We start from the raw sequence: 15,508 nt of genomic DNA on the forward strand, positions 1-15,508 counted from the left end.
TAAGGGCGATGATCGCGGTCGTCCATCACCCAGCCTATGTTGCCGTCGGGCAAAGCGCCAATCCGAGCCAACTCAGCAAGAATGCCGCAATTCGCGATCTCTTGCGCGCCGAGGGCGGCGCGATCGATTGGCACGAACCCGACATGATGCCGCTGCAGTGGATCGAGGCGGTGCACGACCCCGCCTATGTCGCCGAGGTGATCGAAGCGCGGGTGCCGCGGGAGAAGGAGCGGCGGATCGGCTTTGCGGTGACGCCCGCGGTCGCGGCGCGCGCGCAGGTCGTTCCCGGTGGAACCTGGCTTGCCGGTAAGCTCGCGCTCAAGCGGGGGTTCGCTGCGAACAGCGCTGGGGGCAGCCATCATGCACTCGTCGATACAGGTGCGGGCTATTGCGTGCTCAACGATCTCGCGATCGCGGCGGTGCGGCTGGTGGAGGAGGGGAGTGCTGTGCGCATCCTGATCGTCGATTGCGACGTGCATCAGGGCGACGGCACTGCCGCGCTGACCGCCGGACGGCCCGGTATCGCAACCTATTCGATCCATGCGGAGAAAAACTTCCCGGCGCGGAAAGCGCGCTCGACGCTCGACGTGGCTTTGCCCGACGGGACGGGTGATGCGGCGTATCTGGAGCGGCTGGCGGAGACGTTGCTGCCGATGCTTGATCATTATCGCCCCGATCTCATCCTGTATCAGGCCGGCATCGATCCGCTTGCAAGCGATCGACTCGGGCGGTTGGCGCTTACCGACGGTGGGCTGGTGGCGCGCGAGACGATCATTGCCCAGGCAGCCGCCAAGCGCGGCATTGCGCTGGCGAGTACGGTGGGCGGCGGATATGGCGCCGACGGCATGGTACTGGCGACGGCGCACGTGCGTGCGATTTTGACGCTGGGGCACGCATATCGCGATTTCCCCGCCCGCTTGCGGGAGGGGTCAGGGGCGGGCATGTCGCGGTAATGCAGTGTTCCCATTCCCACCACCATCATCCGCACCGAGCAGTGGCAGCCATTCTATGACGACTCTGCTCTGGCTGCGTCGCGATTTGCGGCTGGCCGACCAGCCCGCCTTGCTCGCCGCGATTGCGGAGGGACCGGTCATCCCGGTCTATGTCCTTGATGACGCGACGCCGAAACGCTTTGCCATGGGCGGCGCGTCGCGCTGGTGGTTGCATCACAGCCTAGCGAGCCTCGATGCGGCATTGCGGGCGAAGGGGTCGCGTCTGATCCTGCGGCGGGGGCAAAGTGATGTGGTGCTGGCCACGCTGGCGGAGGAGACGGGCGCAAGCAGGGTGCATTGCATCCGTCACCACGAACCGTGGTGGCGGAATGCCGAGCGCGCGGTGGCAAAGCGGCTCGATCTGCTCTGCCATGACGGCAATTACCTTGCTCCACCGGGGTCGATTACGACGGGCAGCGGGGGGCAGTATAAGATCTTCACGCCGTTCTGGCGCGCACTCAAGGCAACCATGCCGCCACCCCACCCGACCCGCGCCCCAGCCGACATTCCTGCGCCGGAGCACTGGCCGAAAAGTGAGGTGCTGGGCGATTGGGGGCTGCTGCCGACCACGCCGGATTGGTCGCGCGGATTCGTCGAGGAATGGTCACCGGGCGAGGACGGCGCGCACGCCCGGCTGACGGCCTTCAAACGCCATGCCGCCAATTATGGCGAAACGCGCAATTTGCCGTCGGTCGAGGGTAGTTCGCGTCTGTCGCCGCATCTTCACTTCGGTGAAATTTCGGCGGCACAGGTTTGGCATGCGGTCGCCGACGCGGGCGGATCGGTCGACACGTTTCTCGGCGAGATCGGCTGGCGCGATTACGCGCAGAACATCATCCGGGAATTCCCCGATTACGGCTCGAAGAATGCGCGCGAGACGCTCGACGCGTTGGCGTGGCGGACGGGCACGGCGGCTGACGACGATCTGAAGGCATGGCAGCAGGGGCGCACCGGTTATCCAATCGTCGACGCGGGAATGCGCCAGCTCTGGGCGACCGGGTGGATGCACAACCGTGTGCGGATGATCACCGCGAGCTTTCTGATCAAGCATTTGCTGATCGATTGGCGTGCGGGCGAGCGCTGGTTTTGGGATTGTCTGGTCGATGCCGATTACGGGTCGAACGCGGTCAATTGGCAATGGACCGCGGGGACGGGGGTCGATTCGAACATGTTCGTGCGGATCATGGCGCCGCTGGTCCAGTCGCCCAAATTCAACGCGGGCGACTATATCCGCAAGTGGGTACCGGAATTGGCGGGCGTGCGCGGCGAGGCAATCCACGATCCCGAAGAGGCCGGATGCCGCCCACGCGCGTACCCGGCCAAGATCATCGGCCACCGCGAAGGCCGCGAGCGCGCGTTGGCGGCGGTGAAGCAACTCCGCTGAAACCCCGTTGCGATGCGCGCGCGTCGGTGCGAGGGGGTGCGCGATGCTTGGGGCCTTCGCGACACTGTTTCACCGCCTGCTCGACCAGATCGACGCGGGGCTTGTCCACGGCTCGCTGTCCGCGACGCTGCCCGATGGACGTGCGCGGCTGCTCGGTGGGCGCGCGCCGGGGCCTGCGGCCGTGGTCGATCTGCGGAGTTGGCGCGCGCTCCTGCGGCTGGCGACGGGCGGATCAGCTGGTTGGTATGTCGCTTGGTCGAAGGGAGAGTGGGCGAGTCCCGATCCTACGGTGCTGTTCGAGCTATTCATGCGCAACAGTCGCACCCTCGGCGGGGCTGCGCGTTCGGGCGGATTGCTGCGGATGTTACGCAGGTTTCGCAATGGTTTGCGCCGTAATTCTCGCGCCGGTTCTCGTAAGAATATCGAGTTTCACTATGATCTTGGGAACGATTTTTACGGGCTTTGGCTCGACCCCGGCCTGACCTATTCGAGCGCGTTGTTCGAGGAGCCGGTTGCGGCGGAGCAGAGCCTGGAAGCCGCGCAGGCGGCCAAGATCGACGCGATGCTCGACCGGATCGCCGTCGTGCCTGGCGACACAGTCCTGGAGATCGGCTGCGGTTGGGGCAGCTTTGCGGAGGCGGCGGCGCGACGCGGGCTGGGGGTGCATGCCATCACGCTTTCGAGCGAGCAGGAGCGCGCGGTTGCGGACCGAATCGCTGCGGCAGGTCTCTCCGGCGTTACCGTTTCCCGCACCGATTATCGCGATGTAACTGGCACCTATGACGCGGTGGCGAGCATCGAGATGGTCGAGGCGGTCGGGCAGGAATATTGGCCGGCCTATCTCGCCGCGATCGCGCGGGCGCTGAAACCCGGTGGGCGGGCGGCGCTCCAATATATCGCGATCGATGATGCGATCTTCGAGGCTTACGCCGCCAATGTCGATTTCATCCAGCGCTTCATCTTTCCCGGCGGGATGCTGCTGTCGGAAAGCCGCTTCCGCGCGCTGGCGGAGGCGCACGGCCTCGAATGGCGCGATCATAAAAGCTTCGGTCTGCATTATGCCGAGACGCTACGGCGCTGGCGCGTCGCTTTCGATACGGCGGTCGAAGCGGATCGGCTTCCACCGCGATTCGATCGCCATTTCATAGACTTGTGGCGCTATTATCTGATGTATTGCGAAGGCGGATTTCGCGGGCAGGGGATTGATGCCGCGCAGATTACGCTAGTGAAGCGCGCTTAATCGACCCGTTCGAAATGGCCGGTCTCGAAATCCTTTGCCAGCAAAGCGACGATCCGGTCCGCGACCACCGACGGCTCCTTGACTGACTTCGGGTCTTCGCCGGGATAGGCCTTGTGCCGCATCGCGGTGCGGGTCGCGCCGGGATCGATGATCGCGGTGCGGACCTTGCTGATCTGCTCCATTTCGTCGCCATAGGACAGCAGGAGCGATTCAAACCCCGCCTTGGAGGCACCGTACATACCCCAATACGCGCGCGGCTTGCGTGCGACGCTGGAGGTGAGGCCGATCACGCGCCCGTGCGCCGATTTGCGCAACATCGGATCAAACGCGGCGATCAAAGCGGCTTGTGCGCTGACGTTCAGCGTCAGGATCTGCGCCAGTTCCTTCGGGTCGATCGCCGGGACCGCCCCAAGCTGCCCTAGCATGGCGGCGTTGAGCACCAGAATGTCAAGCGCGGGCCAGCGTTCGCCGATCGCTGTGCCGAGCCTTGCGATGCTGTCGGTCTCAGTCAGGTTGAGCGGGGCGATCGTAGCCGATCCGCCTGCGTCGAAGATCGCATTCTCGACCTCCTCAAGCCCCTTCACGGTGCGCGCGGTCAGCACGACATGCGCGCCCGCCGCCCCCAGTGCCAGTGCGGTTGCCGCACCAATCCCACGGCTGGCACCCGTGACAAGCGCGACCCGACCCTGCAAAACGCCTTCACTCATCGGTTCAAATCACCCGTTCGGCCAGCAAGGCGAACTGATCGACCGATGATACATCGTCCTGGTCGGTCAGCGTTGTGGGATAGTCGCCGGTGAAGCACGCATCGCAATGGCTCGGCCGGATGGCGTTGCGCTGCGGATCCCCCAGCGCCTTGTAGAGACCGTCGATCGACACGAAGGCGAGGCTGTCGGCTTTAATATAGGCAGCCATTTCCGCAAGATTCTTGGTGGCAGCGAGCAGTTTCGCGCGCTCGGGCGTGTCGACGCCGTAGAAGCAGGAGTGCGCGGTCGGCGGGCTGGCGATGCGCATGTGCACCTCGGCGGCGCCGGCTTCGCGCATCATCTCGACGATCTTCAGGCTGGTCGTGCCGCGTACGATCGAATCGTCGATCAGCACGACGCGTTTCCCCGCGATCAGCGCGCGATTGGCGTTGTGCTTCAGCTTGACGCCAAGGTGGCGGACCTTGTCGCTCGGTTGAATGAAGGTCCGCCCGACATAATGCGACCGGATAATACCGAGCTCGAATGGAATGCCCGATTGCTGCGCATAGCCGAGTGCGGCAGGCGTGCCCGAATCGGGCACCGGGATCACGAGATCGGCGTCGACCGGGCTCTCGATCGCGAGTTGAGCGCCGATTGCTTTCCGCACGGTGTAGACGCTGCGGTCCTCCGAGATCGAATCGGGCCGCGAGAAATAGACATATTCGAAGATGCACGGCCGCGGCGCTTGGGGCGCGAACGGACGGTGGGAGGTGATCTCGGTGCCCTTCACCATCACCAATTCGCCGGGATCGATCGAGCGAACGAAGGTCGCGCCGACGACGTCGAGCGCGACGGTTTCGGAGGCGAAGATGACCGCCTCGCTGCCGTCCGACTGTTCGACCTTGCCCATGACCAGCGGACGGATGCCAAGCGGATCGCGACAGGCGATCATCCCCTCAGGCGTCATCACGATCAGCGAATAGGCACCCTCGACGCGTTTCAGCGCATCGATGAACTTATCGACCACCGTGCGATAGTTGGATGTGGCGACGAGGTGGATGATCGTCTCGGTATCGCTGGTCGATTGAAAGATCGACCCGCGCCGCACCAGATCGCGCCGCAACCGCATCGCGTTTGAGAGGTTGCCGTTGTGCGCGATCGCGAAGCCGCCCGAGGCGAGATCGGCATAGAGCGGCTGCACGTTGCGCAGCGCCGTCTCGCCGGTCGTCGAATAGCGGACATGTCCGCACGCGACCGTGCCACGCAACGGGACCATCACATCCTCGCGGTCGAAATTTCCCGCGACGTGGCCCATGGCCCGGTGCGTATGGAATTCGGTGCCATCGAAGCTGGTGATGCCAGCGGCCTCCTGCCCGCGATGCTGCAACGCGTGCAGCCCGAGGGCAACGAGTCGCGCCGCATCGGTCGCGCCGGAAATTCCGAAAATGCCGCACTCTTCGTGCAGCGTGTCGTCTTCGTGGGGGTTCGTGGTCAGCATGACGCCCTTCAGCGGGGGGAGTAGAGCTTCGACGGGCATATAGGGACGGCGCCGGGGTTTGTCGCGCTTTTGTCACACGGTCCGGCGTGATTAGCCGCATTTTGTATTTTAGGCGTTATTACAGTGGATTGTAGCGAAGCGCATGATCGGATGCAGCGCCGTATCGTCCGATTGCGCCGCTGGGGTGACGCAAGGGGCTGTGACCGGCTACACCCGTTTCATGCCCGATTCCCGCGAAACCGGCCTTGTGCTGGACCCGAAATATGATGCCGCCGGCCTGATCACCGCGGTGGCGACCGACCGCAGCACCGGCGAGATCCTGATGCTCGCGCATATGAACGCCGAGGCGTTGCGCCTTACGATTGCGACGGGCGAGGCGCATTTCTGGTCGCGGAGTCGCGCAGCGCTGTGGAAGAAGGGCGAAACGTCGGGCAACATCTTGCGCGTGACCGATCTCCGGATCGATTGCGATCAAGATGCAGTGTGGCTTATCGTCGATCCAGTGGGGCCGGCGTGCCACACGGGAATGCGGAGCTGTTTCTATCGCCGGATTGAGGGCGAACGGCTGGTGGCGGTCGCGTGAAGCGTGCCGCGCTTCTGACCGTGCTGATACTGGCGGCGTGCGGTCGCGATGATCGCAAGGTGGCAGCGCCCACCCCCACGCCGCAGGGGTTGGAAGCCGCGGCGATCCAGGTCGGGGTGATCCCCGATCCCGCCAACACCGACATCACCGGGCTCTACGCCCGCGAAAGCGACCGTATCTGCATCGTTCCGACCGCTAAGGCGTACCGGATCGGTGTGTTCGTCGATTATGACGAGCAGCAGAATTGCGGTGGCGCGGGCACCGTCACGCGCGTTGGCGAGACGCTGCATGTCACTCTGGGCCGCGGCGTAACCAGCAGCGATTGCAGTTTTGATGCGCGCTTCGAAGGTGACCGGATCGTATTCCCGGCGCGACTGCCCGAGGCATGTCAGAAAGTGTGCATCGGTCGCGCATCGGTCGCGGCGCTCGACGTTGTGCGGCTCAGTGAGTCCGTTTCGGAAGCGGCCACCCTGCGCGATTCGAAGGGGCGGTTGCTGTGCGCGGGTGAGTGACGCGCTTGACGTTCACGTAAACGGCATCTAGATTGCGGTCATGCCCAGCAGCGCCGCTTACGCCGTAATCGATCGCCATCCCGACCGCGATCATTTCTCGATTTCGGATCTGTCCGCCGAGTTCGGCGTCACGGCGCGCGCCTTGCGCTTCTACGAAGACGAGGGGCTGATCGCGCCCGAACGCAGAGGGACATCCCGCATCTATTCGCAACGCGATCGCGCGCGGCTCGCCTGGATCTTGCGCGGCAAGCGCGTCGGTTTCAGCCTCGGCGAAATCCGCGAGATGATCGATCTGTATGACATTGGCGACGGTCGCCAGGTCCAGAAGACGACCACGATCGCGCGGTGCCGCGACCGCATGGCGCTGCTCCAAGCACAAAAACACGATATCGATGCGGCGATCCATGAGCTCGCCGATTTCGTCACCCTGCTCGAAACCAATGGCGCGCAAGGGCGCCTGAAGGACTGAACCAATGCCGAAATATACCCCTCCCGTCCGCGACACCCGCTTCATTCTCGACCATGTCATCGGCCTGCAAAGCCATGCGAATCTGCCTGGCTTCGCCAATGCGACGCCCGACGTGGTCGACGCCGTGCTCGACGAAGGCGGCAAGTTCGTCGCCGAAGTGTTGTTCCCGCTCAATTATTCGGGCGATCAGGAAGGGTGCACGCGCCACGCCGACGGATCGGTGACGACGCCGGCCGGCTTCAAGAAAGCCTATGACGCCTATGTCGAATCGGGCTGGGGCACACTGTCCGCACCGGAGGAATTCGGTGGTCAGGCGATGCCGCACGTCGTCTCGACGGCGTTCCTGGAGTATATGAGTTCCGGCAACATGGCGTTCGCGATGTATCCCGGCCTCACCCACGGCGCGACCGCTGCGTTGCTGGCCAAGGGGTCGGACGAACAGAAAGCGAAGTACGTCCCCAACATGGTCAGCGGCAAATGGGGCGGCACGATGAACTTGACCGAGCCGCAGTGCGGCACCGATCTCGGCCTGATTCGTACCCGCGCCGAGCCGCAGGCGGATGGCGCTTGGGCGATCACCGGCACCAAGATCTTCATTTCCTCGGGCGAGCATGACCTGACCGAGAACATCATCCACCTCGTGCTGGCGAAGACGCCGGGTGCGCCGGAAAGCTCGAAGGGCATTTCGCTGTTCGTCGTGCCGAAGTTCCTGGTCAACGGCGATGGTTCGCTCGGGAGCCGCAATGCCGTTTCGTGCGGATCGATCGAGCATAAGATGGGCATCCACGCCAATTCGACCTGCGTGATGAACTATGACGGTGCGACCGGCTGGCTCGTCGGCGAGGAGATGAAAGGCCTCGCCGCCATGTTCATCATGATGAACGCGGCGCGTTTGGGTGTCGGCTTGCAGGGGCTTGGCGTCGCCGAAGTCGCGTACCAGAACGCCGTGCAATACGCGGGCGACCGTCGGCAGGGTCGTTCGCTGACCGGCGTCAAGGAGCCCAACGAGAAGGCCGACACGCTGTTCGTCCATCCCGATGTGCGCCGGATGCTGATGGAGGCGAAGGCGCTGACCGAGGGACTCCGCGCGCTGTGCCTGTGGGGTGCGCTCCAGGCCGATCTCGAACATGCAGCACCAAGCGAGGAAGAGCGTCAGCTAGCGGGCGATTTGCTCGGCCTGCTGACACCCGTCATCAAGGGCTATGGCACCGACAAGGGCTATGACATCGCGACCAACGCGCAGCAGGTTTACGGTGGGCACGGTTACATCGCCGAATGGGGCATGGAGCAGTACGTCCGCGATGCGCGGATCGCGATGATCTATGAAGGCACCAACGGCGTGCAGGCGATGGATCTGGTCGGGCGCAAGCTCGCGCAGAATGGCGGTCGCGCGGTGCAGGCTTTCTTCAAGGTTGTCGCTGATGACGTGGCCGCTGCGAAGGCCGATCCTGCCACTGCCGAGTTCGCTTTGGCCCTGGAGAAGGCCAATGGTGAGTTGCAGCAGGCGACGATGTGGTTCCTGGCCAATGGCATGAAGAACCCGGACAATGTCGGCGCGGGTGCGCACAGCTACATGCATCTGATGGGGATCGTGGCGCTCGGTGTGATGTGGCTGCGGATGGTTTCCGCCGCGACCAAGCTGAAGGCGGCGGGGGAGGGCGATCCGGCGTTCCTCGATGCCAAATTGGTGACCGCGCGGTACTTCGCCGAGCGCGTGATGCCTGAGGCGGGTGCGCTTCGCCGCAAGATCGAAGCAGGTGCCGAGGCGATGATGGCGTTGCCCCCGGAGATGTTCGAAGCGGCTTGAGGTCTGAATCCTCCCCGGTACGGGGAGGGGGACCGCTCGGCTCCTTCAGCCGAGTGGTGGAGGGGGCCCGGGACTTGAGCACATCGCTTGAGCCGGGCCCCCTCCACCGTTCGCTAAATGCTCACGGTTCCCCTTCCCGTGCCGGGAGGATTACCTATCGTCCCTCAGCGACCGGCATCGCCTTAGCCGCTGGCGCTTCCGCCTTCCGCCGCACGCCCGCGAGTTCCGGAACGGTCATAACCACAGGCGGTGCGCGACTCGCGCCCGGCAGCGCCTCAAGCCTGAAACTCTCGCTGCTACTGCTCCGCGCCACCGGCACATAGATTTGCTGCTTCATGCATTGCGACGGATCGGCGCGGCGGAATTCGGTACAATTCCATAGCGCCTTTTCAAAGCCACTCGGGCGGTCGCGGAGATAGCTGAACGCCATCGCCTGGATCTGGGCGGGCTGGAGCGGTAGCGCGCCGGGGGTCTTCGTTTTGTCGGCCCAAGCCATCACCTTGCAATAGGGCCGATCGCCGCAAGTGCGCGCCGCAAGCTGCGCGAAACCGTCAGGCGAAATCCGCTTCGTATCGATCGTCAGCAAGAAGCTGTTCTGGTCGGTCGCGAGCGCCGTCGGCAGCGGGGTCGCCGCGGCGATGGGGTCGATGTAAAGATCCTCGCCGCTCGCCAACGTGGTCGCGCCCTGATGCGCATCCGAATATGCGGCAAGCGCGGCGATCAAGGGTTCGTCCGCCGAAACATGGCGGTTGAACGCGGGGGGCGTGCCCCACCAGCCGGTCCAGCGGAAGAACAGGTGGGTGTTGACCGCAGCGATCTTGTCGAGGCTCGACTGCCAATAGGGCACGACCCAGTCGGTATGGTAATGCGTCGCATAGCCAACGGGTTTGAAAACTGCGCCGCCAAGTGCCGCCGTCGCGACTTGCCGCGCGCGCGTCCATTGCACGTCGAGCCAGTGATGCCGTGTCAACGCAGTGTCACAGGTGAAGGTGAACTGGCACCCGGTCGAGCGTTCGGACCCCTGGAACACCACGCCGCAGATCGTCTTGGGGAAGGCGGGGTGGCGTACGCGGTTGATGACGACTTGCGCAACCGCGCGCTGCCCGGTGGGATCGTCGCCCGCTTCGTAGAGGACTGCGGCGGCCATACAGTCGATCGCGCGGGCGCGCTGCAGATCGTCGCCGGGTAGCTTGAAGGGACGCGCGGCCGGGTTCGGCCCCTCCACGAATGGCACCGCCGCATTGAAGGCGCGCGCATCGGCGGGGTCTAGGTCCTGAAACGCGACCGGCTCGACCGGGGGAAGCTCGGCCTTCGACACGATGCGCTGCGGGATCGCGCGGGGCGGGCGGTGACGCGCGACCGGCGGTGCGGTCAGGACGATCAGAGTCGGCGCGGCGATCGCCAGCGCGGCGATCGCCGCGCCGACGCCACGCAGTGCGCGACCGGGAGTGGTTTGCGACATTACTATCAACGAATCAGTGCGCGATCAGCTCTCGGGCAGGAAGTCGGGCACCGACAGATAGCGCTCACCGGTGTCGTAATTGAAGCCGAGAATGCGCGTGTCCTCGGGCAGATCGGGCAGCTTTTGCAGGATCGCGGCGAGGGTGGCGCCCGAGCTGATGCCAACCAGCATCCCTTCCTCGGCCGCGGCGCGGCGCGCCATGTCCTTGGCGACGGCGGCATCGACCTTGATCGCGCCATCGATTGACTGGGTGTGGAGATTGGCAGGCACGAAGCCGGCGCCGATCCCCTGGATTGCGTGCGGCCCTGGCGTGCCGCCCGAGATGACCGGCGAGGCGGCAGGCTCGACCGCATAGACCTTGAGGTTCGGCCAGTCCTGCTTCAGCCGCTCGGCCACGCCCGTGATATGGCCGCCGGTGCCGACGCCGGTGATGATCACGTCGATCGGCGAATCGCGGAAGTCGTTGAGGATTTCGAGCGCGGTGGTGCGGACATGGACATCGATGTTCGCGGGGTTCTCGAATTGCTGCGGCATCCACGCGCCGGGCGTTTGATCGACCAGTTCGAGCGCGCGCTCGATCGCGCCCTTCATGCCTTTTTCGCGCGGGGTCAGGTCGAAGGTCGCGCCGTACGCCAGCATCAGGCGGCGACGTTCGAGGCTCATGCTCTCGGGCATGACAAGCACGAGCTTATAGCCCTTGACCGCCGCCACCATGGCGAGACCGACCCCGGTATTGCCAGACGTCGGCTCGATGATCGTACCGCCCGGTTGCAAGTCGCCATCGCGCTCGGCCGTCTCAACCATGGCGAGCGCGATGCGGTCCTTGATCGATCCGCCGGGGTTGGAGCGCTCCGACTTGATCCACACTTCTGCGCCCGGGAAAAGCTTCTGCACGCGGATGTGCGGGGTGTTGCCGATCGTGTCGAGGATCGTATTGGCTTTCATGGCGTGGCCTCCAGGTCGAGTGTTTGGGCGTCCCGCCGGCTGACGGGGGGATCGAAGGTCTTGGCGTTTCTCAAGCTGGGGAAGAGATAGGTCCACAGGATCGTGACTACAATCGCCCCGCCACCCCCGACCAATACCGCGCCGACCGGGCCGAGCGCTGCCGCCAGGAAACCCGATTCGGCCTCGCCCAATTCGTTGGATGCGGAAATCGTCAGCTGCGACACAGCGCCGACTCGCCCGCGCATCGCATCGGGCGTGTGGAGCTGGATTAGCGACGAGCGGATGTAGACCGAGAACATGTCGGCAGCCCCGGCGACGGCGAGCGCGGCGACGGCGACCACAAAGGCATGGGCCGGTACGATCAGATGCGCGACGCCGAATACGATCGTCGCGGTGCCATAGACCAGCACGGAGATCAGCATCCGCGGTCCGACATTAGTCTTGAGCGGCCGGAACGAGAACAGGATTGCGACGATCGACGCGCCGACGGCGGGTGCGGCGGCGAGCATACTCAAGCCCTGCGGTCCGACCTTGAAGATGTCATGCGCATAGATTGGCAGCAGTGCTGTGGTGCCCGCGAGGAACACCGCGAACAGATCAAGCGTGATAGCGCCAAGCACCAATTTGTTCTCACCGACGTAGGAGAGGCCATCGGCAATCTGCCGCAGCGGATGCGCGGTCGAGCGCGGCGGCTGCGGCACTGGCGGTATCGTCATCAAGGCTGCCAATGCGGTCCCGAACAAGCCGACGGCCAGCCAATAGGCGCCCGATTGCGCCTGAGCATAGGCAAAGCCGCCGATTGCCGGCCCGATGATCGTGCCGACCTGCCACGAGATCGAGCTGAGCGCGATCGCCGTCGGCAGGACCTCGCGCGGCACGAGATTGGGGGCGAGCGCGCCGAAGGCCGGTCCGGCAAAGGCCCGCGCTATGCCGAGCAACACTGCGACGGTGAAGAGCACCGGCAGCGAAATCCAGCCCTGATACGTCGCCAGCGCCAGCAGAAGGGCGCAAAGCAGTTGCAGAAGTACCGTGATGCGCGTGATCCAGCGCCGGTCGAACCGGTCGGCGACCAGCCCGGTGATCGGCGTCGTCACGAACAGCGGCAGGAATTGCAGCAACCCGATCAGCCCGAGCTGCGCGGCGGCGGCGGCGGGCGACATGGTGTCACGCGCGATCGTATAGGTCTGCCACCCGATCACGATGATCATCGCATTTTGCGCGATCGTCATCGTGAAGCGCGCTGCCCAATAGGAGCGGAAGCGGGCGATGCGTAAGGGGTGGATCGTGTCTGCCATCGGCCTGTGCCTTACGGCCATCGGCGCGCGCGGGGCAATCATCGAAGTGCTTGGGGCACGGAAACTTCTGCGATGCAACTTCCGGGTGCGGCGATGATTGATAAGCGGATCGCTTCGCGCCTATAGGCGACGCTTCCTCCCCAGGATATGAGGTTCTCCCGACGTGGCCAAAGCCCCAGCCGTTCAACCAGAAGCCGCTCGAAAGTCGCAGCCGCTCGCCCCAAATCGCGAGCGACCGAACGAGCCACAATCCTATGCCGCGTCCAAGGACGAGCTGCTCGAATTCTACAAACAGATGCTGTTGATCCGGCGTTTCGAGGAGAAGGCCGGCCAATTGTACGGCCTCGGCCTGATCGGCGGGTTCTGCCATCTGTATATCGGCCAGGAAGCGGTCGCGGTCGGCCTGCAATCGGCGCTGACCGAGAAAGACAGCGTCATTACCGGATATCGCGACCACGGCCACATGCTGTTGTGCGGAATCCCGCCGCAGGACGTGATGGCCGAACTGACGGGCCGCGCCGCTGGCATCTCCAAGGGCAAGGGCGGCTCGATGCACATGTTCAGCGTCGAGCATAAATTTTACGGCGGGCATGGCATCGTCGGCGCGCAGGTCTCGCTCGGCACCGGCCTGGCGTTCAGCCACAAATATTCGGAGGATGGCGGCGTCTGCCTCGCATACTTTGGCGATGGCGCGTCGAACCAGGGCCAGGTTTACGAGAGCTTCAACATGGCTGAGCTGTGGAAGCTGCCGATCATCTATGTGATCGAAAACAACCAATATGCGATGGGCACCAGCGTCAATCGCTCGTCCGCCGAAGATCAGTTGTTCCGCCGTGGCGAAAGCTTCCGCATTCCCGGTATCCAAGTCGATGGCATGGATGTGCTGGCGTGCCGCGGTGCGGCCGAAGAAGCGCTCGCCTGGGTGCGCGCGGGCAAGGGGCCGATCATCCTGGAGATGAAGACCTATCGGTATCGCGGCCATTCGATGTCCGACCCGGCGAAATACCGCTCGCGTGACGAGGTGCAGGCGGTGCGCGACAAGTCCGACCCGATTGATCACGTCAAGAAGCTGCTCGATGCGCAGGGCGTGAAAGAGGACGAGCTCAAGAAGATCGAGCAGGAAATCCGCAAGATCGTGAATGAAGCGGCCGACTTCGCCGAACAGACGCCCGAGCCGGATCCGGCCGAGCTCTATACCGACGTGCTGGTGGAAACTTACTGATGCCAATCGAAATCAAGATGCCCGCGCTTTCCCCGACGATGGAGGAAGGCACGCTCGCCAAATGGCTGGTCAAGGAAGGCGACGTCGTCAAATCCGGCGACATCATGGCCGAGATCGAAACCGATAAGGCGACGATGGAATTCGAAGCGGTCGATGAAGGCACGATCGGCAGGATTATGATCGCCGAGGGCACCGATAATGTGAAGGTCGGAACGGTCATTGCGACGCTGGATGTGGAGGGTGAGGAAGCCTCCTCCGCCGCCCCCGCCAAAGCGGAGGAGCCTGCAAAAGCCGAGGCCCCCGCCGTCGCGCAGAAGGCGGCGGAATCGGAGGCACCGGCACCCAAAAAAGCGGACAGCGGTACGGCGCAACTTATCACCGACAAGGTTGCCGAAGTCGCCGATCCGGCGATTCCGGCCGGAACCGAAATGGTCAAGATCACGCTGCGCGAGGCGCTGCGCGACGGCATGGCCGAGGAAATGCGCCGTGATCCCCGCGTGTTCGTGATGGGCGAGGAAGTCGCGCAATATCAGGGCGCGTATAAGGTGACCCAGGGGTTGCTCGACGAGTTTGGCGACAAGCGCGTGATCGACACGCCGATCACCGAATATGGCTTTGCCGGGGTCGGCACGGGCGCGGCGATGGGCGGGCTTCGCCCGATCGTCGAGTTCATGACCTTCAACTTCGCGATGCAGGCGATCGACCACATCGTCAATTCGGCGGCCAAGACCAACTACATGTCGGGCGGCCAGATGCGCTGCCCGATCGTGTTCCGCGGCCCCAATGCCGCCGCCAGCCGCGTTGGCGCGCAGCATTCGCAGAACTATGCGCCATGGTATGCGAGCGTCCCCGGCCTGATCGTGATCGCGCCGTATGATGCGGCCGATGCCAAGGGCTTGCTCAAGGCCGCGATCCGCACCGAAGATCCTGTCGTCTTCCTCGAAAACGAATTGCTGTACGGGCGCACCTTCGAGGTTCCGGTCGGCGATCATGTCCTGCCGATCGGCAAGGCGCGGATTATGCGCGAAGGCAGCGACGCGACGATCGTGAGCTATTCGATCGGCGTGGGCTTGGCACTCGAAGCGGCCGAGAAACTGGCAGGCGAGGGGATCGACGTCGAAGTGGTCGATCTGCGCACGCTGCGCCCGCTCGACACCGCGACCGTGCTGGCCAGCCTGAAGAAGACCAACCGGCTGATCGTCGCGGAAGAAGGCTGGCCGACGTGCTCGATCGCGTCGGAAATCCAGGCGGTGTGCATGGAGCAAGGGTTCGACGACCTCGACGCACCGGTGCTGCGCGTGACCAATGAGGACGTGCCGATGCCTTATGCGGCCAACCTCGAAAAGCTGATGCTGGTCACCACCGACAAGATCGTCGCGGCGTTAAAGCAGGTGGTGAACCGTTGAGGGGCTC

Annotated in this window: 14 protein-coding genes; 9 read left to right on the forward strand and 5 right to left on the reverse strand. The window is 64.2% G+C overall.

Annotation, left to right across the window (positions count from 1 at the left end; genetic code table 11):
• Positions 1-8 precede the first annotated feature (8 nt).
• From HMP06_RS02775 to HMP06_RS02785, 3 genes are read left to right on the forward strand one after another with little or no spacing between them, the layout of a single operon-like run.
• Positions 9-953 (forward strand): histone deacetylase family protein, encoded by a 945-nt coding sequence (locus HMP06_RS02775; protein WP_176495723.1) that lies wholly within the window; start codon positions 9-11, stop codon positions 951-953.
• A gap of 55 nt (positions 954-1,008) precedes the next feature.
• Positions 1,009-2,376 (forward strand): cryptochrome/photolyase family protein, encoded by a 1,368-nt coding sequence (locus HMP06_RS02780; RefSeq protein WP_176495724.1) that lies wholly within the window; start codon positions 1,009-1,011, stop codon positions 2,374-2,376.
• Positions 2,377-2,419: 43 nt separating this feature from the next.
• Positions 2,420-3,616, forward strand: coding sequence for an SAM-dependent methyltransferase (locus tag HMP06_RS02785; RefSeq protein ID WP_176495725.1), 1,197 nt, complete (start codon positions 2,420-2,422; stop codon positions 3,614-3,616).
• Here the strand turns inward: HMP06_RS02785 and HMP06_RS02790 are convergent.
• Together HMP06_RS02790 and purF are read right to left on the reverse strand one after the other, a co-directional pair.
• On the reverse strand, positions 3,613-4,323 hold the full coding sequence (locus HMP06_RS02790; RefSeq protein WP_176495726.1) for an SDR family NAD(P)-dependent oxidoreductase: 711 nt from the start codon (positions 4,321-4,323) through the stop codon (positions 3,613-3,615). The genes HMP06_RS02785 and HMP06_RS02790 overlap by 4 nt on opposite strands.
• A gap of 4 nt (positions 4,324-4,327) precedes the next feature.
• Positions 4,328-5,800, reverse strand: a complete 1,473-nt coding sequence (gene purF / locus HMP06_RS02795; protein WP_176495727.1) for an amidophosphoribosyltransferase — start codon at positions 5,798-5,800, stop codon at positions 4,328-4,330.
• Between the two features lie 220 nt (positions 5,801-6,020).
• On the opposite strand from purF, the gene hisI reads away from it, so the two are divergent.
• Genes hisI through HMP06_RS02815 form a run of 4 tightly spaced genes read left to right on the forward strand, consistent with a single transcriptional unit; the run spans position 6,021 to position 9,171 of the window.
• Positions 6,021-6,383, forward strand: coding sequence for a phosphoribosyl-AMP cyclohydrolase (gene hisI, locus HMP06_RS02800; RefSeq protein ID WP_176495728.1), 363 nt, complete (start codon positions 6,021-6,023; stop codon positions 6,381-6,383).
• A complete protein-coding gene (locus tag HMP06_RS02805) occupies positions 6,380-6,895 on the forward strand; it encodes a hypothetical protein (protein ID WP_176495729.1) in 516 nt (171 codons plus the stop codon). Before hisI ends, HMP06_RS02805 begins: the two co-directional genes overlap by 4 nt.
• Before the next feature lie 40 nt (positions 6,896-6,935).
• Positions 6,936-7,364 carry a MerR family transcriptional regulator gene (locus tag HMP06_RS02810; protein WP_176495730.1) on the forward strand — a complete coding sequence of 143 codons (429 nt, stop codon included), beginning with the start codon at positions 6,936-6,938 and terminating at the stop codon, positions 7,362-7,364.
• A gap of 4 nt (positions 7,365-7,368) precedes the next feature.
• The gene (locus HMP06_RS02815; RefSeq protein ID WP_176495731.1) at positions 7,369-9,171 is read left to right on the forward strand and encodes an acyl-CoA dehydrogenase C-terminal domain-containing protein; all 1,803 of its coding nucleotides are present in this window, start codon (positions 7,369-7,371) and stop codon (positions 9,169-9,171) included.
• 154 nt (positions 9,172-9,325) lie between these two features.
• On the opposite strand, the gene HMP06_RS02820 is transcribed toward HMP06_RS02815, so the two are convergent.
• From HMP06_RS02820 to HMP06_RS02830, 3 genes are read right to left on the reverse strand one after another with little or no spacing between them, the layout of a single operon-like run.
• A complete protein-coding gene (locus HMP06_RS02820; protein WP_176495732.1) occupies positions 9,326-10,633 on the reverse strand; it encodes a cell wall hydrolase in 1,308 nt (435 codons plus the stop codon).
• 24 nt (positions 10,634-10,657) lie between these two features.
• Positions 10,658-11,578: a cysteine synthase A gene (gene cysK, locus HMP06_RS02825; protein WP_176495733.1), complete on the reverse strand. Its 921-nt coding sequence runs from the start codon at positions 11,576-11,578 to the stop codon at positions 10,658-10,660.
• Positions 11,575-12,873 carry an MFS transporter gene (locus HMP06_RS02830; protein WP_176495734.1) on the reverse strand — a complete coding sequence of 433 codons (1,299 nt, stop codon included), beginning with the start codon at positions 12,871-12,873 and terminating at the stop codon, positions 11,575-11,577. Before HMP06_RS02830 ends, cysK begins: the two co-directional genes overlap by 4 nt.
• Before the next feature lie 163 nt (positions 12,874-13,036).
• Between HMP06_RS02830 and pdhA the strand changes: the two genes are divergently transcribed.
• Both pdhA and HMP06_RS02840 read left to right on the forward strand, forming a co-directional pair.
• Entirely contained in the window at positions 13,037-14,095 is a 1,059-nt protein-coding gene (gene pdhA, locus HMP06_RS02835; RefSeq protein WP_176495735.1) for a pyruvate dehydrogenase (acetyl-transferring) E1 component subunit alpha, read from the forward strand.
• Positions 14,095-15,501 carry a pyruvate dehydrogenase complex E1 component subunit beta gene (locus HMP06_RS02840; RefSeq protein ID WP_176495736.1) on the forward strand — a complete coding sequence of 469 codons (1,407 nt, stop codon included), beginning with the start codon at positions 14,095-14,097 and terminating at the stop codon, positions 15,499-15,501. The genes pdhA and HMP06_RS02840 overlap by 1 nt, the downstream gene beginning before the upstream one ends.
• Positions 15,502-15,508 lie beyond the last annotated feature (7 nt).

This window comes from Sphingomonas sp. HMP6 (assembly GCF_013374095.1).
In the GTDB taxonomy this organism is placed as follows: Bacteria; Pseudomonadota; Alphaproteobacteria; order Sphingomonadales; family Sphingomonadaceae; genus Sphingomonas.